At 69.6% G+C, this 20,912-nt stretch carries 20 protein-coding genes and 1 pseudogene; 9 read left to right on the plus strand and 12 right to left on the minus strand.

Annotated features, from left to right (window positions below; genetic code table 11):
* Nucleotides 1-28: 28 nt before the first annotated feature.
* The 3 genes and pseudogenes from ACWDTS_RS19375 to ACWDTS_RS19385 all read left to right on the plus strand — a co-directional run bounded on the left by ACWDTS_RS19375 (nt 29) and on the right by ACWDTS_RS19385 (nt 2,087).
* On the plus strand, nt 29-1,327 hold the full coding sequence (locus ACWDTS_RS19375) for a citrate synthase (RefSeq protein ID WP_248675391.1): 1,299 nt from the start codon (nt 29-31) through the stop codon (nt 1,325-1,327).
* A gap of 37 nt (nt 1,328-1,364) precedes the next feature.
* Nucleotides 1,365-1,712: pseudogene (locus tag ACWDTS_RS19380) on the plus strand (FKBP-type peptidyl-prolyl cis-trans isomerase); the annotation flags it as partial.
* A 21-nt stretch (nt 1,713-1,733) separates the two neighbouring features.
* Nucleotides 1,734-2,087 carry an FKBP-type peptidyl-prolyl cis-trans isomerase gene (locus ACWDTS_RS19385; RefSeq protein ID WP_248675404.1) on the plus strand — a complete coding sequence of 118 codons (354 nt, stop codon included), beginning with the start codon at nt 1,734-1,736 and terminating at the stop codon, nt 2,085-2,087.
* Between the two features lie 53 nt (nt 2,088-2,140).
* Here ACWDTS_RS19385 and ACWDTS_RS19390 read toward each other — a convergent pair whose 3' ends face one another.
* From ACWDTS_RS19390 to ACWDTS_RS19405, 4 genes are all read right to left on the minus strand, one after another.
* Nucleotides 2,141-2,437 (minus strand): hypothetical protein, encoded by a 297-nt coding sequence (locus ACWDTS_RS19390; protein ID WP_197250847.1) that lies wholly within the window; start codon nt 2,435-2,437, stop codon nt 2,141-2,143.
* A gap of 90 nt (nt 2,438-2,527) precedes the next feature.
* On the minus strand, nt 2,528-3,844 hold the full coding sequence (locus tag ACWDTS_RS19395) for a sensor histidine kinase (RefSeq protein ID WP_450109217.1): 1,317 nt from the start codon (nt 3,842-3,844) through the stop codon (nt 2,528-2,530).
* Entirely contained in the window at nt 3,844-4,530 is a 687-nt protein-coding gene (locus ACWDTS_RS19400) for a response regulator transcription factor (protein ID WP_197250844.1), read from the minus strand. Before ACWDTS_RS19400 ends, ACWDTS_RS19395 begins: the two co-directional genes overlap by 1 nt.
* On the minus strand, nt 4,527-5,186 hold the full coding sequence (locus ACWDTS_RS19405; protein ID WP_450118834.1) for a TetR/AcrR family transcriptional regulator: 660 nt from the start codon (nt 5,184-5,186) through the stop codon (nt 4,527-4,529). Before ACWDTS_RS19405 ends, ACWDTS_RS19400 begins: the two co-directional genes overlap by 4 nt.
* A gap of 93 nt (nt 5,187-5,279) precedes the next feature.
* Between ACWDTS_RS19405 and ACWDTS_RS19410 the strand changes: the two genes are divergently transcribed.
* Nucleotides 5,280-7,079 (plus strand): acyl-CoA dehydrogenase, encoded by a 1,800-nt coding sequence (locus tag ACWDTS_RS19410; RefSeq protein WP_450118835.1) that lies wholly within the window; start codon nt 5,280-5,282, stop codon nt 7,077-7,079.
* Nucleotides 7,080-7,083: 4 nt separating this feature from the next.
* Here ACWDTS_RS19410 and ACWDTS_RS19415 read toward each other — a convergent pair whose 3' ends face one another.
* The 4 genes from ACWDTS_RS19415 to ACWDTS_RS19430 all read right to left on the minus strand — a co-directional run bounded on the left by ACWDTS_RS19415 (nt 7,084) and on the right by ACWDTS_RS19430 (nt 9,487).
* Complete coding sequence (locus tag ACWDTS_RS19415) at nt 7,084-7,572, minus strand: hypothetical protein (RefSeq protein WP_450118836.1); 489 nt, start codon at nt 7,570-7,572, stop codon at nt 7,084-7,086.
* A gap of 51 nt (nt 7,573-7,623) precedes the next feature.
* Nucleotides 7,624-8,109 (minus strand): CinA family protein, encoded by a 486-nt coding sequence (locus tag ACWDTS_RS19420; protein ID WP_450118837.1) that lies wholly within the window; start codon nt 8,107-8,109, stop codon nt 7,624-7,626.
* Complete coding sequence (locus ACWDTS_RS19425; protein WP_450118838.1) at nt 8,102-8,878, minus strand: pyrimidine reductase family protein; 777 nt, start codon at nt 8,876-8,878, stop codon at nt 8,102-8,104. Before ACWDTS_RS19425 ends, ACWDTS_RS19420 begins: the two co-directional genes overlap by 8 nt.
* A gap of 102 nt (nt 8,879-8,980) precedes the next feature.
* Complete coding sequence (locus tag ACWDTS_RS19430; protein ID WP_450118839.1) at nt 8,981-9,487, minus strand: flavin reductase family protein; 507 nt, start codon at nt 9,485-9,487, stop codon at nt 8,981-8,983.
* Between the two features lie 74 nt (nt 9,488-9,561).
* Between ACWDTS_RS19430 and ACWDTS_RS19435 the strand changes: the two genes are divergently transcribed.
* A complete protein-coding gene (locus tag ACWDTS_RS19435; protein WP_450118840.1) occupies nt 9,562-10,632 on the plus strand; it encodes a YihY/virulence factor BrkB family protein in 1,071 nt (356 codons plus the stop codon).
* 36 nt (nt 10,633-10,668) lie between these two features.
* Here the strand turns inward: ACWDTS_RS19435 and ACWDTS_RS19440 are convergent, their stop codons facing one another.
* Nucleotides 10,669-12,582, minus strand: a complete 1,914-nt coding sequence (locus ACWDTS_RS19440; protein ID WP_450118841.1) for a propionyl-CoA synthetase — start codon at nt 12,580-12,582, stop codon at nt 10,669-10,671.
* 134 nt (nt 12,583-12,716) lie between these two features.
* On the opposite strand from ACWDTS_RS19440, the gene ACWDTS_RS19445 reads away from it, so the two are divergent.
* Nucleotides 12,717-13,391, plus strand: a complete 675-nt coding sequence (locus tag ACWDTS_RS19445) for a GOLPH3/VPS74 family protein (protein WP_450118862.1) — start codon at nt 12,717-12,719, stop codon at nt 13,389-13,391.
* A gap of 86 nt (nt 13,392-13,477) precedes the next feature.
* A complete protein-coding gene (locus tag ACWDTS_RS19450) occupies nt 13,478-14,953 on the plus strand; it encodes an alpha/beta fold hydrolase (RefSeq protein ID WP_450118842.1) in 1,476 nt (491 codons plus the stop codon).
* A 60-nt stretch (nt 14,954-15,013) separates the two neighbouring features.
* On the opposite strand, the gene ACWDTS_RS19455 is transcribed toward ACWDTS_RS19450, so the two are convergent.
* Entirely contained in the window at nt 15,014-16,519 is a 1,506-nt protein-coding gene (locus ACWDTS_RS19455) for a carboxyl transferase domain-containing protein (protein ID WP_197250833.1), read from the minus strand.
* A 208-nt stretch (nt 16,520-16,727) separates the two neighbouring features.
* Between ACWDTS_RS19455 and ACWDTS_RS19460 the strand changes: the two genes are divergently transcribed.
* Nucleotides 16,728-17,519 carry a hypothetical protein gene (locus ACWDTS_RS19460; RefSeq protein WP_197250832.1) on the plus strand — a complete coding sequence of 264 codons (792 nt, stop codon included), beginning with the start codon at nt 16,728-16,730 and terminating at the stop codon, nt 17,517-17,519.
* Between the two features lie 20 nt (nt 17,520-17,539).
* Here ACWDTS_RS19460 and ACWDTS_RS19465 read toward each other — a convergent pair whose 3' ends face one another.
* Both ACWDTS_RS19465 and ACWDTS_RS19470 read right to left on the minus strand, forming a co-directional pair.
* Nucleotides 17,540-18,598: a YeiH family protein gene (locus ACWDTS_RS19465; protein ID WP_197250831.1), complete on the minus strand. Its 1,059-nt coding sequence runs from the start codon at nt 18,596-18,598 to the stop codon at nt 17,540-17,542.
* Between the two features lie 73 nt (nt 18,599-18,671).
* The gene (locus ACWDTS_RS19470) at nt 18,672-19,694 is read right to left on the minus strand and encodes an AraC family transcriptional regulator (RefSeq protein WP_450109290.1); all 1,023 of its coding nucleotides are present in this window, start codon (nt 19,692-19,694) and stop codon (nt 18,672-18,674) included.
* A 234-nt stretch (nt 19,695-19,928) separates the two neighbouring features.
* On the opposite strand from ACWDTS_RS19470, the gene ACWDTS_RS19475 reads away from it, so the two are divergent.
* Nucleotides 19,929-20,903: a quinone oxidoreductase family protein gene (locus tag ACWDTS_RS19475; RefSeq protein ID WP_450109224.1), complete on the plus strand. Its 975-nt coding sequence runs from the start codon at nt 19,929-19,931 to the stop codon at nt 20,901-20,903.
* Nucleotides 20,904-20,912: the final 9 nt, after the last annotated feature.

The raw sequence follows: 20,912 nt of genomic DNA on the forward strand, positions 1-20,912 counted from the left end.
GTAGGTCTGAGCTTGAGAGGGATCCTTCGTGCCCGCTGAGAATGACACAAACCCCACCCTCAGCTACCCCGGTGGCGAGCACAAAATGTCGATCGCCAAGGCGACGGAAGGCAATGACGGTATCGAGCTGGGCAAGCTCCTTGCTGCAACCGGGTACACCACCCTTGACCCCGGTTTCGTCAACACTGCCTCCACCACCTCGGCGATCACGTACATCGACGGTGAGAAGGGCATCCTGCGGTACCGCGGATACCCCATCGAGCAGCTCGCGGAACGGTCGACGTTCATCGAGGTCAGCTACCTGCTGATCTACGGTGAGCTGCCGACCTCGGAGCAGCTCGAGGTCTTCACCGACAAGATCCGCCGGCACACGCTGCTGCACGAGGATCTCAAGCGCTTCTTCGACGGCTTCCCGCGCAACGCGCACCCGATGCCGGTCGTCTCGAGCGCCGTCAACGCCCTGTCGGCGTACTACCAGGACGCCCTCGACCCGGACGACCCGGAGCAGGTCGAGCTGTCGACGATCCGCCTCATGGCGAAGCTTCCGACCATCGCGGCCTACGCCTACAAGAAGTCCGTCGGCCAGCCGTTCCTGTACCCGGACAACTCGCTGTCGCTGGTCGAGAACTTCCTGCGTATGACGTTCGGGTTCCCGGCCGAGCCGTACGAGATCGATCCCGAGATCGCGCAGGCTCTCGACATGCTGCTGATCCTGCACGCCGACCACGAGCAGAACTGCTCCACGTCGACGGTGCGTCTGGTCGGTTCGTCCGACGCTAACCTGTTCACCTCGATCTCCGGTGGCATCAACGCGCTGTGGGGCCCGCTGCACGGCGGCGCCAACCAGGCCGTGCTCGAGATGCTCGACAAGATCAAGGCCTCCGGCGGCGACGTCAACGAGTTCGTCCGCAAGGTCAAGAACAAGGAAGACGGCGTGAAGCTCATGGGCTTCGGTCACCGCGTCTACCGCAACTACGATCCGCGTGCCGCGATCGTGAAGAAGACCGCCGACTCGATCCTCTCCAAGCTGGGCGCGGGCGACGAACTGCTCGAGATCGCCATGAAGCTCGAGGAAGCCGCGCTCACCGACGAGTACTTCATCGAGCGCAAGCTGTACCCGAACGTCGACTTCTACACCGGTCTCATCTACCGGGCGATGGGCTTCCCGGACCGCATGTTCACCGTGCTGTTCGCGCTCGGCCGCCTGCCCGGCTGGATCGCGCACTGGCGTGAGATGCACTCGGATCCGACCCTGAAGATCGGCCGCCCGCGCCAGATCTACACCGGCTACACCGAGCGCGCCTACACCGCCCTCGACGCGCGCTGACGCGCGTCCGAACGCAACCTCGACGAGGAGAACACGCATGAGCAAGCCGGAGATCGAGTTCCAGGACGGTCCCGCACCCACCGAGCTGGTCATCAAGGACCTCACGGTCGGTGACGGTGCCGAGGCCACCCCCGGCGCGAAGGTCGAGGTTCACTACGTCGGTGTCGAGTTCGACACCGGCGAGGAGTTCGATTCGTCGTGGAACCGTGGTGAGTCCATCACCTTCCCGCTGGCCGGCCTGATCGCCGGGTGGCAGGAAGGCATCCCGGGCATGAAGGTCGGCGGCCGTCGTCAGCTGACGATCCCGCCGGAGCTCGCCTACGGCCCGGCCGGATCCGGCCACCGGCTCTCGGGCAAGACGCTGGTGTTCGTCATCGACCTGCTCGATGTGAAGGTGCCGCCGGCGGTGCCGGTCGTCGAACCGGCCACCGGTCCGGCCCCGACCGAACTGGTCGTCGAGGACATCACCGTCGGTGACGGTGCCGAGGCGCAGCCCGGCGCGGTCGTGGACGTGCACTACCACGGCGTCGAGTACGACACGAACGACGTGTTCGACTCGTCGTTCAGCCGCGGCGAGTCCGTGAAGTTCCCGCTCGGGCGTCTGATCCCGGGCTGGCAGGAAGGCATCCCCGGCATGAAGGTCGGTGGCCGCCGCAAGCTCACGGTCCCGCCGGAGCTCGCGTACGGTCCCGCCGGTTCCGGGCATCCGCTCGGCGGCAAGACGCTGGTGTTCATCATCGATCTGCTGGGCACCAACTAGATCGACCCACGACGACGCCCCGCATCGCTCGCGATGCGGGGCGTCGTGCTTTCTCACCGATCCCGGTCCCGTTCCCGGACGAGGGTGGCCGTGGCGACGTCGCCGCTCCGGTAGGTGTTGCCGTTGGTGGTGAAGCGCCACAGTCCGTCGTCGCACCGCAGCCCGTCGAGCCGGGTCCCCGGAGACTTCTCGTCGATGCGGATGATGTTCCCGTGCTCGTCGACGAGCGCGACGTCGCAGCGACCGTCCTCGCTCCGGTGCATCGAGTCGGCGCCGGCGGTGCCCGCGAACCCGAGCAGCAACGGCGCGGTCATCATCATGGCGGCAATCAGCTTGCGGCTCTTCGACATTCGGTCCTCCGTGGACGATCGGGTGGTCTGATGCGTCCATCGTGCTCGCGGCCGGTGCCGCGGCGAACCCACCCGAGGTGTGGACCCGGCTCACCCCTGCGGGTTCGCGATCCGCACCGTCAGGCGCGCTCCGCCGAGCGGTGAGTCCTCGAGGCGTGCCGTCCCGCCGTGCAGCGCCGCCTGCTGCGCGACCAGCGTGAGCCCGAGCCCGGAACCGGTGCGGGATGCGCCCGTGCCGCGCCGGAACCGTTCGAACACGACCTCCCGCTCCTCGGCGGGCACCCCGGTGCCGTCGTCGTCGACGGTGAGCACCGTGTCGGGGCCGTCCGGGGTGACCGTCAGTCGGACGTGGCGGGCGCCGCCGTGCCGGACCGCGTTGGCGATCGCATTGTCGACGACGAGCCGGAGGCCCCCGGGCAGTGCCGGCACGAGACGACCGGGTTCCCCGTCGACCTCCACCGTCAGGCCCGGATACCGGCCGCGCGCCTCGGCGGCGGCCGCATCGCAGATCTCCACCGGATCGGTGTCGACGAAATCGTCGGTGCTCGACAGGTCGCCGCGGGCGAGACGTTCGAGATCGTCGAGGGTCGACTCCACCCGGCCCTGGGTGCGGACGAGGTCGCCGAGGATCTCGGTACGGTCGGCGGCGGCGAGGTCGTGGGTCGAGAGCACCTCGAGGTCGGTGCGCATCGCCGTCAGCGGTGTCCGCAGTTCGTGGGCCGCGGCGGCCGCGAAGTCCCGCGCGGTTGCGAGCGCCGCGTCGGTGCCGGCCTGGGCGTGTGCCACGTCGGCGAGCATCGCTCCGGCGGCGGCCGCGAGTTCGTCGGCCTCGCGGACACCGGATCTGCGGGGCGCGAGATCCGGATCCCGGGAGGCGATCCGGCCCGTGAGATCCACCAGCGGCCGCACCGCGCGGCCGCCGAACACCCAGCCGAGACCGGTGGCGACCGCGATCGCGCACAGCCCGGCGACGGCCAGCTGCCGGTGCTGCGCGGTCGTGACATCCTGTGCCTCCGCGTACGGAACGGCGACCGACAGGCGGCCGCGCGTCGCCTCGACCGGTGCGGTGACGGCGCGGTAGGGAACATCGCCGACCGTGACGGTGTGGGCCCCGAGGTCGAGTTCGGGGAGCTGCGTCGGGGTGCTGCTGCGGACGTGGCCGTCCTTTTCGGCGCGGATCGTCACCGCGAACGCGCCGGCGTCGCCGAGCGCGGGCAGGAACAATCCGGCGGTCCCGGCGTTGGCGACGAGAACCTGCGCGGCGGTGTCGAGGCGGCGATCGAGCTGGGCGAGGTTGTTGCGGTCGATCTCGATCGCGACGAGCACGCCGAGCACGCCGACGACCACGGTCGTGCCCAGCGCCGTTGCTGCCGCAACCCGCGCTCGAAGTGAAAAACGGTGTGGCATCACGGTTCTCGCATCACGAATCCGACTCCGCGCACGGTGTGCACGAGTCGGGGTGCGCCGCCGGCCTCGAGCTTGCGGCGCAGGTATCCGACGAACACGTCCACGACGTTCGTGTCGGAGTCGAAGTCGTAGCCCCACACCAGCGACAGCAGCCGCTCGCGGGTCAGCACGATCCCGGCGTTGCGTGCCAGCACCTCGAGCAGCTCGAACTCGCGTTTGGTCAGTTCGACCGGCACCCCGGCGAGGTGCACGCGACGACCGGCAGGGTCGAGTTCGAGGTCGCCGACCCGCACGGTCGCCGAGGGTGCGCCACCCCGCCCGCGTCGCAGCATCGCCTTGATCCGCGCAACCAGTTCGGCGAGCACGAACGGTTTGGTGAGGTAGTCGTCGGCGCCGGCTTCGAGACCGGCGATGCGGTCGTCGACGGCACTGCGGGCGCTGAGCACGCAGATCGGGATGTCGTCACCCGCCTCGCGCAGCGCGGTCACCACGCCGGTGCCGTCGAGGACCGGCATGTTCATGTCCAGGACCATCGCGTCGGGCCGCTGCTGCTCGACGACCGCGAGCGCGTCGCGACCGTCCGTGGCGGTCAGGACCGCGAAACCGGACAGGCGCAGTCCGCGGCGCAGCGACGCGAGCACGTCCTCGTCGTCGTCGACGACCAGGACGGTGGCGTGGGCGCTCATGTGGGCATTGTGCCCTGTGCGTTCGCACCCGGGGCGGCGCCGAGCATCGACAGCACCAGCGCGACGTAGTTGCCGGCGAGCGCGTCGATGTCCATGCGGCCGGGCTGGTACCAGCGGGAGACGTCGATGCCGAGCGAGAGGATCGCCAGCGCCGCGGTGGGGACGTCCCCGACGGTGAACGCACCCGAGTCGACGCCGCGCTGGATCTCCTCGCGGATCACCGCGTCGGTCGCCCGCCGGATCTCGGCGATCTCCCGGTAGTGCTCGTCGGTGAGGGCGTGCAGTTCGTACTGGGCGACGCGGCACATCGTGTGGTGTTCGGCGTGGATGCGCACGAACCGGTCGACGGTCGCGCGGATCCGCTCGACGGGTGTCTCCGCACCGGCGGCGGCCGCGGTGATCGAGTCGAGGACGAACCGGTGCCCGATGCGGCTCGCCTCGAACAGCACCTCCTCCTTGGAGGGGAAGTGCACGTAGAGCGCGGCGGGGCTCAGTCCTGCGCCGACCGAGATGTCGCGGGTGGTCGTGGCGTGGTAGCCGCGCCGGGCGAACGAGTCCACGGCCGACAGCACGAGGCGCCGCGCGACGTCGGACTTGACGCCGGTCAGGGCGGCGGGGTCGCCGGGTCCGGCGGTGGTGGCGGTGCTGTCGGTCATGGTCGTCCGTCCTGGTCGATCGGGGTGCTCGTTGACATCATGCACCGTCACCGGTTTACTAAGTGAGCGCTTAGTCGTCCTGAAAGGATAGCCATGCCCGCTCCCGTCCTGTCCCGGCGTGACCTCGACTTCCTGCTGTACGACTGGCTCGACGTCGTGTCGCTGACCGGCCGCCCCTACTTCGCCGAGCACTCCCGCGAGACGTTCGACGGCATTCTCGACCTCAGCGCCGACCTCGCCACCAAGCATTTCGCCACGCACAACAAGAAGGCCGACGCCGAGGAACCGCGCATCGGCGAGGACGGGCGCGTCGAGATGATCCCCGAGGTCAAGGAGGCCCTCGACCAGTTCTCCAAGGCCGGGCTGCTCTCCGCGAGCTTCGACGAGTCGCTCGGTGGCATGCAGCTGCCGGTGACCGTGCTGCGCGCCGCGATGGCGTGGTTCCAGGCCGCGAACGCCGGGACCTCGGCGTACCCCTTCCTCACCGTCGGCAACGCCAACGTCATCGCCACCCACGGCACCGAGGAGCAGGTTGCGACGTACGTTCCGTCGCTGCTCGAGGGCCGGTTCTTCGGCACCATGTGCCTGTCCGAGCCGCAGGCCGGCTCGTCGCTCGCCGACATCACCACCAAGGCGATCCCCCAGGACGACGGCACCTACCGCCTGACCGGCACCAAGATGTGGATCTCCGGCGGCGACCACGAGCTGACCGAGAACATCGTGCACCTGGTGCTCGCGAAGATCCCCGGCGGACCGGCCGGCGTCAAGGGCATCTCGCTGTTCATCGTCCCGAAGTTCCTCGTGAACGCCGACGGCACGCTCGGCGAACGCAACGACGTCGCCCTCGTGGGCCTGAACCACAAGATGGGCAACCGCGGCACCACCAACACGCTGCTGAACTTCGGTGACGGCTCCTTCACCCCGGGCGGGCGCGAGGGGGCGGTCGGGTACCTGCTCGGCGAGGCCAACAAGGGCCTGTCGTACATGTTCCTGCTGATGAACGAGGCGCGCATCGGCGTCGGATTCCTCGCGACCGCCCTCGGCTACACCGGGTACCTGCAGTCGCTCGAGTACGCGCGCACCCGCACGCAGGGCCGTCCGCTCGCCGACAAGGACCCGGCCTCCGCGCAGGTGCCGCTCATCGAGCACGCCGATGTCCGCCGCATGCTGCTCGCGCAGAAGGCGTACGTCGAAGGTGCCCTCGCGCTCGGGCTGTACTGCTCCAAGCTCGTCGACGAGGAGCGCAGCGCCGCGGACGCCGAGGCCCGCGACCGCGCCGGCCTGCTGCTCGACGTGCTCACCCCGATCGCGAAGTCGTGGCCGTCGCAGTGGTGCCTCGAGGCGAACAGTCTCGCGATCCAGGTGCACGGCGGCTACGGCTACACCCGCGAGTTCGACGTCGAGCAGTTCTACCGCGACAACCGGCTCAACCAGATCCACGAGGGCACCCACGGCATCCAGGGCCTGGACCTGCTCGGCCGCAAGGTGATCATGAAGGGCGGTGCCGGTCTGGCGCTGCTGGGCGAGACCATCGCCGCGACCGTCGCGAAGGCGCGGGCCGCCGGTGGCGCAGCCGCCGAGTACGCGCAAGAGCTCGAGGCGGCCGTCGTGCGTGTCGGTACCACCACGGCGAAGCTGTGGGCGGGCCGCGATCCCGAACTGGCGCTGGCGAACTCGTCGGTCTACCTGGAAGCGGTCGGACACGTCGTGGTCGCGTGGATCTGGCTCGAACAGCTCCTCGCCGTCGGCGACCGCGAGGGCGCCTTCTTCGACGGCAAGCGCGCTGCCGCCCGGTACTTCTACCGCTTCGAGCTGCCGAAGACCGGCCCGCAGTTCGATCTGCTCGACAGCCTGGACCGCACCACGCTCGACGTCTCGCCCGAGGTGTTCTGAGCAATCACCATGTCACGGTGAGCGATTCGCCGACCGGGAGCGCATGCCACCGGTCGGCGTAGTCGTCGAGTCGTCCGACGATCTGCTCGACGACGGGTGGAATCTCGTTGCGGGTGACGTACGCGGGCAAGGTTTTCGCGAACCCGCGTCGCACCTCCCACACCGGAACGGCGATTCCCGCCAGTTCCTCCGATCGGGTCATGTCCTTCTTCGCCCGATCGGAGAGCTTGGCGCCCTTGGACTTCCGGTGACGGGCGGCTTTCACCCGCTCGGCGGGATCGGCCGGCCAGAACAGACCGTTGTCGCCCGCCGCGAGCTGCCCGAACACCCCGAGTTCGATCCCGGCCACCTGTTCGACGAGCAGGTGCACCAGATCGTGCGGCAGATAGGGATGACCGCCGGGACCGTTGCGCGGAGCCAGCGACGCACCGGTTCCGCGGTGCACGGCGATGTCGTAGCTCGTACCGGGACCCTTGGTGAACACAACCTGCATGTTCGTACGGTAGATGCCGCGTGCACCCGCACGCACCCGAATTACCGACGGTCAGGCGGAGGCGCGGTCCACCAGTAACGTCAAGGCGTGACGCACCGTCTTCTCCAGCACCTTCTCCGGATCGCCCTCGAAGTACCGCTCCTCGTAACGGGTGCCGCCCGGCCCGGTCGTCGCGAAACACACTGTCCCCGGCGGACGTCCGTCCTGCGGGTCGGGTCCACCGGCTCCGGTGACGGCGACGACGAGATCGGCGTCCAGCAGCCGCGCCGTATGCTCGGCCATCGCCCGCGCCGCCGCCTCGCACACCACGGGACCCTCGGGTACCTTCAGCAGACCGTGCTTGACGGACCGTGAATACGCGACGATGCCGCCGCGGAACCATTCCGAGCTGCCCTGCCCGGCGCCGAGCCGCGAGGCTATCGCCCCGGACGTCAGCGACTCCGCGCACGCCACCGTGTACCCGTGGGCGTCCGTGAGGCCGGCGAGCCGCTCGACCAGTTCCTCGGACTGCCGCGTGCCGTCCGCCACGTCACTCATTCGAGTCCCCTTCCCGGTGATCGGACCGGACCCACCGGCCCAGCAGTGTTCCGTCGTCGTCGGCCAGCAGGTGCTCGCGTCGCATCGACGTCGGCGCCGACACCGGGGCGGTCGCGATGCGACCCGCCGAACCGGCCGCCAGCATCGGCGCGAGCGTCAGGCACAGCTCGTCGACCACCCCGTCCGCGATCAACGTGCCGAACAATCTCGGTCCCCCTTCGCACAGCACCCGGTGCCAGCCGGCGTCGGCGAGCGCCGAGACGAGCGTGACGCCGTCGATCTCGTGATCGGCGACGACCCGCACGTCTGCACCGGCGTCGACCAACGCGCGGCGCTTCGCATCGGATACCCGGGCACTGGTGAACACAACCGGCGGCACGAACGTGTCGGTGAACAGCCGCATCTGCGGATCGAGATCGCCCGACGCGGTGACCACCACGACCGGCGCTATCTCGGGCAGACCCGCCGCCGCGCGACGTTCGCGCAGCGCCGGACTCGTGCGCGCACCCCCGTAGTTCTCACCCCGGGCCGTGCCCGCCCCGACGACGATCACCTCGGCGAGCTCACGCAGCATCCCGAAGACCTTCTTGTCGGCCGGGGTCCCGAGCCCGCCGGAGCGGCCGTCGACCGCGACGGCACCGTCGAGCGACGACACGAAGTTGACGCGGATCCACGGCCCGTCCAATTGCGGGGGATAGGCGTACAGCGCGCGCAGGCCGGCGTCGTCGAGTGTGCGGGTGGGATCGATCGGGTCGTCGAGACAGCGCATCCTCCGATCAGATCACGGGTATCCGCGGTGCCGCCAGCTATCCGCTGGTCCGATCGTCGGGAAGGATGGCTGGGGACCGAGCGGATGTCGGGAGAGCCGTCGTCACGCGTCGTGGCCGGCGTCGATGTCGCGTACGTCCCGGAACGTCACGAGGTCGGTGAGGTCGCTGCGGAGTTCACCTTCGTCGGGGGCGAGGAGGAAGCCGACGTGGTCGCCGAGTTCGAACCGGCCGAGGATCTCGCCGGTGAACCATGCCGCGGCGTCGTCCAGGATGGGCAGGCCGTGCGGACCATCGCTCCAGCGGCAGCGTGCGAACTTGTCCACCTCGTCGCCGGTCTCCCCGCCGAACAGCGCGGCCAGCGGCAGGTTCCGCTGGTCGAGGACGTGCACGGCGAGATGATCGGCCGCGGTGGCCACCCGGAACGTGCGGTTCTCGTCGGACAGGCCCACGAGGAACCGCGGCGGGTCGATCCCCGCCTGGGTGGCGAAACCGACCAGGCACCCGCTGCGTTCGTTCGCCGCGCGCGTGGTCACCACGAACATCGGATAGTCGAGGCGGTCCACGATCGCGGAGAACCCGTCGCTCGAGCCGCTGATGGCATCGGACATCGCCGCATCGTACGTCGGATGGACGCCGGGCGCGCGCGTTTGATCGGCCGCCGAGCGCGGGTACTCATGGCGCCATGACGGTCGACGAAGGCTCGGGACGCACCGGTGGGACGGTCGCGCCCGACGATCCCCGCAAACCGGACTCACCGACGGATCTGACGAAACCGTCGTGGAAGTACGTGGTCCGCAGGACAGTTCGCGAATTCGGCCGCGACGAGTGCACGGACCTCGCCGCCGCGCTCACCTACTACGCGGTGCTGTCGCTGTTTCCCGCACTGCTCGTGGTGGTGTCGCTGCTCGGCGTGGTCGGGCAGGGACGATCCACGGTCGACGGAATGATGCAGATGGTCGAGGATCTGGGTCCCGCGTCGGCGGTGGACACACTGCGTGGACCGGTCGAGCAGCTCGTGAACGCTCCGTCCGCCGGGCTCGCGCTGATCATCGGTGTCCTCGCCGCGCTGTGGACCGCGTCGGGCTACGTCGGTGCGTTCGGCCGGGCAATGAACCGCATCTACGAGATCGACGAGGGCCGGCCGGTGTGGAAACTGCGGCCCCTGATGCTGCTCGTCACGGCGCTGGCACTGATCGCCGCCGGCGCGACCGCCGCGATGCTCGTGATCAGCGGCCCGGTCGCGCGTGCCCTCGGCGATGCCGTCGGGCTCGGCGACACCGCGGTCACCGTGTGGAACATCGCCAAATGGCCGGTGATGCTCGTGCTCGTCGTGGTGATCGTGGCGGTGCTCTACTATGTGACACCCAATGTGGCACAACCGAAGTTCCGGTGGCTCAGCCTCGGATCGGTCATCGCGATCGGCACCTGGATCGCCGCCTCGGTGATCTTCGCGTTCTACGTCTCCAACTTCGGCAGTTACGACCGCACGTACGGTTCGCTCGCCGGCGCCGTGATCTTCCTGCTCTGGCTGTGGATCACGAACCTGGCGTTGCTGTTCGGCGCCGAATTCGATGCCGAACTCGAGCGCGGCCGTCAGCTGCAGGCCGGCATCGCCGCGGAGGAGTCGCTGCAGCTGCCCGAGCGCGACACCCGGGTGAGCGAGAAGAACGACGCGAAGCTGCAGGAACTCGTCGACTACGGACGACGGCTGCGCACCGGCGCCGGCCACGACACGGAAGAACCCCACCGCTGAGCAGCGCTCGGCGGCGGGGTCCCTTCGTCTTCTGCTCTAGCTGCCGAGCTGCCGCTCCAGCGCCTCGAGCACCGCCGGGTCCTCGATGGTCGAGGGAACCGTGTACTGCTCGTGATCGGCGATCTGCCGCATGGTCTTCCGCAGGATCTTGCCGGATCGGGTCTTCGGCAGCGCCTGCACCACCGTCACGTCGCGGAAGGTTGCGACGGCACCGATCTGTTCGCGGACCATCGTGACCAGTTCCTGCCGGAGCTTCTCCGGATCGATCTCGACGCCGGCCTTGAGGACGACGTAGCCGCTGGGCCGCTGGCCCTTGAGCTCGTCGCGGATGCCGATGACCGCGCACTCGGCGACGGCGGGGTGCGACGCCACGACCGCTTCCATGCTTCCCGTCGAAAGACGGTGTCCGGCAACGTTGATGACGTCGTCGGAGCGGCCGAGGACGAACACGTAGCCGTCCTCGTCGATGTACCCGGAGTCGCCGGTGAGGTAGTAGCCGGGGAACGTGTCGAGGTAGGAGCGGCGGTAGCGATCCTCGTCGCGCCACAGACCGGTGAGGGTGCCGGGCGGCAACGGCAGCGCGATGACGATGTTGCCCTCGGTGCCGGCCTCGACGCGGTTGCCTTCGCCGTCGACGATTTCGACGCGGTAGCCGGGGACCGGGACGGTGGGGGAGCCGGCCTTGAGCGGCATCGGTTCGAGGCCACGCAGATTCGCCGCGATCGCCCAGCCGGTCTCGGTCTGCCACCAGTGGTCGACGACGGGACGGTCGAGGACGGCGGTCGCCCATTCGTAGGTGTCCGGGTCGAGACGCTCGCCGGCCGCGAACAGCGTCTGCAGCGACGAGATGTCGTACTTCTTCAGTTCCTCGGCGTTCGGATCGGCCTTGCGGACGGCGCGGATCGCGGTGGGCGCGGTGAACAGCGCACGCACACCGTATTCGGAGATGATCCGCCAGAACGCGCCCGCGTCCGGGGTGCCCACCGGCTTGCCCTCGTACATCACGGTCGTCGCGCCGACGAGCAGCGGCCCGTACACGATGTAGGAGTGGCCGACGACCCAGCCGACGTCGGAGGCCGTCCACCACACGTCACCGGGGGAGATGTCGTAGATGTTGCGCATCGACCAGGTCAGCGCGACCGCGTGACCACCGTTGTCGCGGACCACACCCTTCGGCTTCCCGGTGGTCCCCGAGGTGTACAGGATGTACAGCGGATCGGTGGCCGCGACCGTGACCGGATCGGCCGGGGCGGCGTCGGCGACCAGCTCGTCCCAGTCGAACCACGCCGCCGACGAGGTCTTGTAGTCCGCGGCCGAGCCCGGGATGGACTCGCGGTCCTTGACGATCACGGTGTGCGGCGGCGTCTGCGACAGGCCGATCGCCTGTTCGACCATGGGGAGGTATTCGACGGTGCGGCCCGGCTCGAGACCGCCGGACGCGGTCACCAGGAGCGCCGGCTGCGCGTCGTCGATGCGGGTGGCCAGTTCCTTCGCGGCGAACCCGCCGAACACCACCGAGTGCACGGCGCCGATGCGGGCGCACGCGAGCATCGCGATGGCTGCCTCCGGGATCATCGGCATGTAGACGATGACACGGTCCCCGGCGACGATGCCCTGGTCACGCAGCACCCCGGCGAACACGGCGACCTCGTCGAGCAGCTCGGAATAGGTGTAGGTGCGCTTGGCCGGGACCATCGCCGAGTCCCAGATCAGCGCGGTGCGGTCGCCGTGGCCGGCCTGCACGTGCCGGTCCAGTGCGTTGACGCTGGTGTTGAGCGTGCCGTCCGGGAACCAGCGGAAGGAGGGCGCCTCGGAACCGTCGAGAGCCCGGGTCGGTGCGTTCACCCAGTCCACTCCGCGCGCGGCGTCGAGCCAGAACGTCTCCGGGTCCTCCACACTCTGCCGGAACGCCTCCGCGTACGAGCTCATCGATTCGTGTCCTTCCTCCACACAGCACTGTGACGCCGAACACCTTATGCGACCGAACGGTGCCCCGGGCGCCACCCCGCGGTTCGGTGCGGGTGCCGTGCGACGGACGGTCCGAATCGCTCGACGAGCGGATGGCGAACAGTAACGTGGATTACATGCCGCTGCTCGCCGAAGACCTGCTGCTGTTGCTGCTGGACGACGAATCGGGCAAACCGATCGTGGACGGTACCCGGTTGCCGCGGGTGCTGGCCGGGGCGGTGCTGCTCGAACTCGCGCTGGCCGGGACCGTCACGCCCGACGTCGACGGCAGCGTCGTCCGGAAGGGCCGGCTCGTGGTGCGCCCGGACCCGGCGCCGGACGATCCGGTGCTCGCCGACGCCACCCGCAGGCTCGCCGACGCGAAACCGATGAAACCGGCGTCGGCGATCGAGAAGCTCACCAAGGGTCTGCAGGACACGCTGATCGATCGGATCGTCGACCGGGGCTGGCTGCGGGAAGAGCGCGGTCGGATCCTCGGACTGTTCACGACGCGCCGGTGGCCCGCCGTGGACGAGAGCCACGAGCGGCACGTGCGCGCCGAACTGCGGGCCGCGCTGGTCGACGGTCTCACTCCGTCGCCACGGACCGCGGCCCTGATCTCGATGCTCTCGGCCGTCTCCGCGGCCTCGAAGGTGTTCCCGGACGCGGACAAGCGTGCCGTGAACAAGCGCGCGAAGGAGATCGCCGAAGGGGAATGGGCGGGAGCCGCGGTCCGTCAGGCGGTCGAGGCGGTCAACACCGCGATGATCGCGGCCGTCACCGCGGGTGCCGTCGCGGGCTCCAGCGGGTGAGCAGGAATCTCGTCGCGCCGGGTCGCCGGGGTCGGACGAGGGGCTGATCCCTCGCAGCCCGCCCGGTCGCCGCCTATCGTTGTCCCATGGACCCGCCCGTGACGCGGTACATCCAGCGCGACGGTCACGCACTGGCGTACCAGCTCGCGGGCGGAGGACCACACCCGGTGGCCTGGTTCTTCGAGGACATGATGCACCCGGACCTGATGTGGACCGATCCGCATCTGCACTACAACTTCGAACGCTGCTCCAGCTTCGCGCGGTCGCTGTTCTTCCAGCGGCGCGGCTTCGGGCTGTCCGATCCGGTCGACCACGTTCCGACCCTCGAGGAGCAGGCCGACGACGTCCTCGCGGTCCTCGACGACGCCGGTGTCGCGCGGGCCACGCTGGTCGGAGCCTCCAGTACCTGCGGGGCGGTCGCAATGCTCGCCGCTCGCTGTCCCGACCGGGTCGCCGGGCTGGTCCTCGCCGAGCCCTGGTCCGAAGCCCTGCTGTCCGAGGACGGCGAGCCGCCGCCCGGATGGACCCGGGTCCAACGGGACCGGTTCGTCGATTCCTTCCGCGGCGCGTATGCACGCTGGGGGCACGGCGAACTGACTTCTCTGACGCATCCCACCCTCGATGTTCCGCACAACCGCCGCATCATGGCTCTGCTCGAACGCTGTTCTGCCACACCGGCAACCGCGCAGCAGCATCTCGAGTGGGCGCTGCGGGTGAGCTACGCGCAGGTGCTGCCCTCGATCCAGTGCCGCACCGAGGTGCTGCACCAACCGGACGGCCTGTTCGCCCGGGACGCCGTCCGCCGGGTCGCCGAACTCGTGCCGAACGGCCGTTTCCACGACCTGCCGCCGATCCCGGCCGGTGCGACCCTCGGCGAGGCGTTGATCCCGGTGCTCGACCACGTCGAGGAACTCGCCACCGGCACGGTTCGGCCGGTCGACGCGGACCGCTTTCTCGCGACCATCCTGTTCACCGACGTCGTGCGCTCGACCGAGGTGCTCGCGCGGCTGGGGGACAACCGGTTCGCGGAACTCCTGGCCGCACACGACCGGATGGTGCGCGGCGAGGTCGGGGCGGGCGGCGGCAGTCTGGTCGGCATCGCCGGCGACGGCACCCTGAGCGTGTTCGACGGACCGGCGGCCGCGCTGCACTGCGCGCATAGAATAGACTGTGCCGCAAAGAAACTCGGACTCGCGGTCCGGGCCGGTGTGCACGCCGGGCCGGTCGCCCGTGCGGGTCCGGAACTGACCGGGATGACGGTGCACCTCGGGGCCCGCATCGCCGCATCCGCCGGCTCGGGGCAGGTGCGGTGCTCACAAACGGTGCGCGATCTCGCGGCCGGTGCCGACATCGACTTCACCGACCTCGGCAGGCACCGGCTCAAAGGCGTCCCCGGTCAGGTACGGCTGTTCGCCGCGACGAACGGGGCCCGGCCGACGCAGTCGGCGGCACCGCCGCGCCCGACCATGTCCGATCGGGCGGTCCTGATCGTGGCGCGCAAGGCCCCCGGCGTGCTCCGGGAACTCGCGCGCCTCGCGGGCCGACGCGGCCGGCTGCCCTGAGGCCGGGAACGTCGAGGCCCGCGGGTGGCCTTCCCTCCGGCACGCTCCCGGGTCGGATCTTCAGTCGGGCAACCCCAGCCGGCGGTAGCGTTCGAGGCGCCGCGCGTACCTCGTATCGGCGGGTTCGCTCGCCAGATCGCCCAGTTCGACGGCCACGGCCGCGCCGACCCGCTTCACGAACTCCGTGGGTTCTTCTGTGGCATCCGGGAATTCGGGGATAACACCGTCGACTATGCCGTGGCGCAACAGATCTCGTGAGCGAACTCCTTGCGCGGCGGCCATCTGCGGCGCGTGCGTCGTGTCGCGGTGCACGATCGCGCTCGCCCCTTCCGGCGGCAGCGGCGCCAGCCAGCCGTTCTGCGCACACAGCACGCGGTCGGCGGGCAGCAGCGCCAGGGCGCCCCCGCCGGTGCCCTGACCGAGCAGCACCGACACCGTCGGGGTCGGCAGAGTCACCAGATCGGCTATGCACCGGGCGATCTCCGGTGCGAGTCCCTTCTCCTCGGCCTCACGCGACAGCGAAGCCCCGAGGGTGTCGATGACCAGCACCAGCGGCAGCCGCAATTCGTCGGCGAGCCGCATCGCGCGACGCGCCTCGCGCAGCGCACCCGGCCCCATCGTCAGCGCGGCGGACTGGCCGCTGCGGTCCTGACCGAACAGCACGCACGACACGCCCCGGAACCGGGCGAGCGAGAGCAGCACCGTCTTGTCGGCCTCGCCCTGACCGGTGCCGGACAGCGGTACCTGCGCCGACGCGGCGTGCCGCAGCAACTGCCGGATCCCGGGCCGTTCGGGACGGCGGGACAGGATCACCGACTGCCACGCGGGCACATCCGGCACCTCGTCGATGTCCGTGACGGCCGCCTCGGCGCCCTCGTCCGGGCTGCTCGGCTCGACCAGCACCCGCAGCGTGCGGTGCACGAGCCGTCGCACGGCCTCGAGCGGTGCCACCCCGTCGATCACGCCGTTGGCGGACAGGTTCTCGGCGGTCTGCACGCCCGGCGGGAATTCCTCGTGGTACAGCGCCTTGTAGACGCGCGGTCCGAGGAAGCCGACGAGCGCACCGGGTTCGGCGGCGGTGATGTGGCCGAGCGAACCCCACGAGGCGAACACCCCGCCGGTCGTCGGATTACGCAGGTACACAAGGTATCCGAGGTGCGCGGCCTTGTGCGCGGCGACCGCAGCGGCGATCTTCACCATCTGCACGAACGCGAGCGTGCCCTCCTGCATGCGGGTGCCGCCGGAGGTGGGGGACGCGAGCAGCGGCACACCTTCGGCGGTGGCGCGTTCGATCGCCGACACGATGCGCTCGGACGCAGCCACCCCGATCGACCCGGCCAGGAACGCGAACTCGCACGCGATGATCGCGATGGGACGGCCGTGCACCGTGCCGATACCGGTGATTACCGATTCGTCGACGCCGGAACGCTCGGCTGCGCGAGCGAGTTCGGCGCGGTACGTCTCGTCGGCGCCGACGTCGACGGGCGTCGTGTCCCAGGAGACGAAACTGCCCTCGTCCAGGACACTGTCGATGAACTCCCGTGCGGAGATTTTGCTGCCGGCCACGTCGCCTCCACCTGTCGTTCCTGGTGTCAAGCTATACCGGAGTGGTCGCCCGGTACTCGGCCCGACCCACCCGATGCCGACGCGTCCTGTGGTGGCCGCACCCCGTGCCCGTACTGTGGGTGCAGTAACCCGAGTCGTGCCGCGTAGACCCGTCGCAACACAGCTCACCGAGGCGTACGGGTCGCGACACAGAAATGGACGCAGTCGAGTGCACGACACTGCCGGTCGAGGGATCCAAGCCTTCATCTCCGAGGTCATCCAGCGTGGAGGCCGCGCCGAGCGGCTCGACCACCTGCCGCGCACCCCGGTCGAGGTCCTGGGTGCGGACGGAAACAGCCGCATCGTCCGCGTCCGGACCAGGATCGACGGGGACTGGCAGGCCAGACGGCAGGATGCCCTGCCCGACACCGACGACACCGGCTCGCAGTTCTGGGTGTTCGTCGACCTGGGAAGCGACCCGGCGGGCTACTTCGTGTTGCCTTCCGACGAGGTCGCGGCGGGCATCGCCGCCGAGGTGGACCTCTGGATGGCGGATGTCCCCGGCCGGACACACACAGGCAGTCACGCCATCCCCCTCAGCAGCGTCGTCCACGGCAAGGACTGCTGGGACCTGCTCGGCTTGGCAGCAGCCAAGGACACCACTCTGTACACCGACGACGACGCGGCCGAGGCCGAGGCCGAGCGGTGCGCCCGCAACCGTGCGAAGAAGGCAAGTGCCGGTGCGGTGCGCAAGTCGGTCGAACCCGAGGTCGTCGAGGACCTGCGGCTGCGGGTGATCGCCGACCGGGGCGGTTACCGCGTCAAGGGCCGGTTCGACCCGGCTACCGGCACCCTCGAGATCACGGCCGGTCCGATGGAGGGCCGACGATTTCCGGACCCGACGACCGCCGCCCGCGCGGTCGCAAGCTTCATCAGCGGCGACACCGTAACCTGCGACGGCGGCACATTCTGGCGGCTCGATCAGCCGGAATCGACGCCGCTACAGCGCTACCTCGACTGACGGACGTTCGCGTCGCGCGGTCACACGATCGGTTCGAGGCCGAGGAGAAGGACACCGCCGAGTGCGATCGCCGAGACCCAGACGGTGGAGACGGTCGCGAGGACGAACGGGCGCCAGCCGACCCCGCGGAGGACGGAGACCTTCACCCCGGTGCCGAGCGCGAACATCGCGGTGGTGAGCAGGGCGGTCTGGGCGAGTCGTGCGAGGTCGAGCGCCGGGTCGGGCAGCAGTCCGGTCGCCCGCAACGCCACGAACCCGACGAATCCGAGCAGGAAGAGCGGAACCAGCGGTGGCCGCCCGGCGGGGCCGTCCGTGGTGCTGCGACGGCGGGAGGCGACACCGATCCACGCGACCACGGGTGCGAGGAGCGCGACACGGGCGAGTTTGACGGTGACGGCGACCGCGAGGGCGCTCGCCCCGGCCGTTCCGAGACGGCCGGCATCGATCGCGCCGCCGGTCGCCACGACCTGCGCCACCTCGTGGACGGCAGCGCCCGCCCAGATGCCGGCCCGAGTCGTGTCGAGCCCCAGCAGCGACGCGGCGAACGGGAGTCCGGGGATCATGGCGGTCCCGAACACGACCACCAGCGCCACGGCCGTGACGACATGCTGTTTTCGGGCTGCGGTCACCCCTTCGACGGCCGCGACCGCGGCGGCGCCGCAGATGGAGAAGCCGCACGCGATGAGCAGGCGTTCGCCCCACTCCATGCCGAGAAGCCGTCCCACGGCCATTGTGCCGGCGATCCCACCCACCACCACGGCGGCGGCGAGGGCGAGCACGCCCCAGCCGAGGCCGAGAACATCGGAGAGCAGCAGTTGCAGGCCCAGAAGTGCCACTCCGATGCGCAGCAGCCGTTTCGAGGCGACCGCGATACCGGGCGCCGTGAAGGACGGTAGCGCAAAGAAATTGGTGATCGTCGCTCCGAGGACGATCGCGATCAGCAGCGGGCTGATGCCGGACAGTCGGGCGATGCCGAGTGCCGCGGCGGCACCCACGGCGCAGAATGCGAGACCCGGCAACGGAGTTCGCAGACGCGTCCGGATCGGAGGCGTGGTAGCGACGGTGGGGGAGAGAACCATTCTCCCACCGTGGCCCGAGGACGCCGAAACCGATAGACGTCATTCCGGCATCAGGGCATATCGATTCGATATGTCACTCGGGTTCGGTGGACCTGCCCCCTATGGTCTCGGCTCGCCATTGGCTCGGGCTGCGGCCGAACTGCTTTCGGAACCAGCGGGAGAAGTTCGCGGGGGAGGAGAACCCGAGAAGTTCGGAGACCTCGGTGAGCGAGTACCGGGTGTTGCCCACCATGTGCGAGGCCAGTTCGGCGCGGGTGGAATCGAGCACCGACGAGAACGTATGACCCTCTTCGGCGAGTTTGCGGTGCACGGTTCGGCGATCGACGCCCAGGCTCCGGGCGACCTGCTCGGCCGAGCACCGTCCGGTGGGCAGCAGGAGTTCGATCAGCTCGCGGACCCTGCTCAGGGTGGTGACGTCCTCGCGCGCGTCGACTCCTTCGAGAATCTTCCGGGTGTAGGGACGCAGCAGCGGATCCGACATGGCGTTCGGTGCGTCGAGATCCTTGGTGTACAGGGATATTCCGTCGAATCTCTCGGCGAAGAGCACCTCGGTTCCGAACATCCGGCGATAGGGAGCCGGATCGTGGGGTGCGGGACGGGTGAAGGACACCGAGAGCGGCCGCCAGGTCCGGCCCAGGAATCCCTTCAGTAGCTGGTGCAGCACCCCGACGGCCAGGTCGATCGATTGGGGGAAGTCGCCGGGCACGCCCACGTCGAGTTCGACGCGCAGGGTCGTGATCCCGCCGTTCTCGCTGATGTGGGTCCTCAGGGCCTCGTTGTACATGTGCTGGTAGCGCACGAGCATCTTCACGGCGCTGCGGACATCGGGTTCCTCGCGGACGACCAGGCTCAACGGGCCGAGATTGGAGAAGCGGCGCAGTCCGGCGAGCGCTATGCCGAAGTCGTCGCGCCCGGACGCCGTCGCCGAGTTCTCCAGCAGTGTCGCGATGGCCGACGCCGGGACCCAGCGGTCCTGGAGACCGAGACCGGCGGGATCGAGACCGGCGTCGCGGATCATGCGGGCGGGATCGAGCCCGGCAGAGTGGGCGAGGTCGACGTAGTTGTTGAGCGACGCATAGCGGGCGAGGGGCTTCACGTCGTCACACCGATGTCCCGAAATGAACAGGGTCATGTCCCATAGGGATAAGCATACGGGCCGTGAGCCCCGTAGTGTTAGTCACATCACAAAGGCCGGCTCTGCAAACGCCGGAGCCGAGCGCACCAGCGCCGGTTAATTCCGCGATCCCGCAACGGGATCGAACGCACCCCGAAACCGGGCCCCACCTGTCGCAGCCCGCCTGCGACCCGGTGCGGCCGCGAAGGAGATACCGTGGCAAAAGCCGTCCGCTTCTACGAAACCGGTGGCCCCGAGGTCCTCACCTGGGAAGCCGTCGAGGTCGGAGACCCGGGACCGGGCGAGGTCCGCATCCGTCACGAGGCCGTCGGCATGAACTTCGCCGACACCTACTTCCGCACCGGCCTGTACCCCGCGCCGCTGCCGGCGGGCATGGGCGTCGAGGCCGCCGGAGTGGTCGAGGCGGTCGGCGCCGGCGTCGAGGACTTCGCACCCGGCGACCGCGTCACCTACACCGGCAGCCCCCTCGGCGCCTACAGCACCGAGCGCGTGATGCCCGCCGAGCATCTCATCCATCTGCCCGACGCGATCCCGTTCGAGACCGCCGCGGCGATGACGATGCGCGGACTGACCACCTCCTACCTGCTGCGCCGGATCCGGCCGCTCTCGGCGGGCGACACGGTTCTGCTCCACGCCGCCGCCGGCGGTGTCGGCCTGATCTTCACCCAGTGGGCGAAGCTGTTGGGAATCAAGGTCATCGGGACCGTGTCCACGGAGGAGAAGGCCGAGATCGCCCGGGCGCACGGATGCGACGAGGTGATCCTCTACACCCGTGAGGACGTCGCCACCCGCGTCCGCGAACTGACCGACGGCAAGGGCGTCCCGGTGGTGTTCGACAGCATCGGTGCCACCACCTACGAGACGTCGCTGAACTCGCTCGCCCGCCGGGGTCTGCTGGTCTGCTTCGGTACCGCCTCGGGGCCGATCCCCCCGATCGACGCCATGCAGCTCGCGATCAAGGGCTCGCTGTACGTGACCCGCCCCGCGCTGGCGGACTACATCGCAGACCCGGCCGAGCGAGCCGAACTCGCCGGCGAGCTCTTCTCGCACGTCGCGGCGGGCGACATCACCATCGAGATCAACCAGCGGTACGGGCTCGACGACGCCGTCCGCGCGCACCGCGACATCGAATCCGGCCGCAGCATCGGCTCTTCGGTCTTCACCCTCTGATCTGCACCA

The organism is Rhodococcus sp. NPDC003383, from assembly GCF_053589115.1.

Excerpts from the sequence above, each read along its gene's own strand:
- ACWDTS_RS19400 (WP_197250844.1), bottom strand. The coding sequence starts at position 4,530 with ATGAGCGCCCACGCCACCGTCCTGGTCGTCGACGACGACGAGGACGTG.
- ACWDTS_RS19420 (WP_450118837.1), bottom strand. The coding sequence starts at position 8,109 with ATGAGTGACGTGGCGGACGGCACGCGGCAGTCCGAGGAACTGGTCGAG.
- ACWDTS_RS19465 (WP_197250831.1), bottom strand. The coding sequence starts at position 18,598 with ATGGTTCTCTCCCCCACCGTCGCTACCACGCCTCCGATCCGGACGCGT.
- ACWDTS_RS19445 (WP_450118862.1), top strand. The coding sequence starts at position 12,717 with ATGCCGCTGCTCGCCGAAGACCTGCTGCTGTTGCTGCTGGACGACGAA.
- ACWDTS_RS19430 (WP_450118839.1), bottom strand. The coding sequence starts at position 9,487 with ATGTCCGATGCCATCAGCGGCTCGAGCGACGGGTTCTCCGCGATCGTG.
- ACWDTS_RS19405 (WP_450118834.1), bottom strand. The coding sequence starts at position 5,186 with ATGACCGACAGCACCGCCACCACCGCCGGACCCGGCGACCCCGCCGCC.
- ACWDTS_RS19415 (WP_450118836.1), bottom strand. The coding sequence starts at position 7,572 with ATGCAGGTTGTGTTCACCAAGGGTCCCGGTACGAGCTACGACATCGCC.
- ACWDTS_RS19435 (WP_450118840.1), top strand. The coding sequence starts at position 9,562 with ATGACGGTCGACGAAGGCTCGGGACGCACCGGTGGGACGGTCGCGCCC.
- ACWDTS_RS19410 (WP_450118835.1), top strand. The coding sequence starts at position 5,280 with ATGCCCGCTCCCGTCCTGTCCCGGCGTGACCTCGACTTCCTGCTGTAC.
- ACWDTS_RS19450 (WP_450118842.1), top strand. The coding sequence starts at position 13,478 with ATGGACCCGCCCGTGACGCGGTACATCCAGCGCGACGGTCACGCACTG.
- ACWDTS_RS19390 (WP_197250847.1), bottom strand. The coding sequence starts at position 2,437 with ATGTCGAAGAGCCGCAAGCTGATTGCCGCCATGATGATGACCGCGCCG.
- ACWDTS_RS19425 (WP_450118838.1), bottom strand. The coding sequence starts at position 8,878 with ATGCGCTGTCTCGACGACCCGATCGATCCCACCCGCACACTCGACGAC.
- ACWDTS_RS19395 (WP_450109217.1), bottom strand. The coding sequence starts at position 3,844 with ATGCCACACCGTTTTTCACTTCGAGCGCGGGTTGCGGCAGCAACGGCG.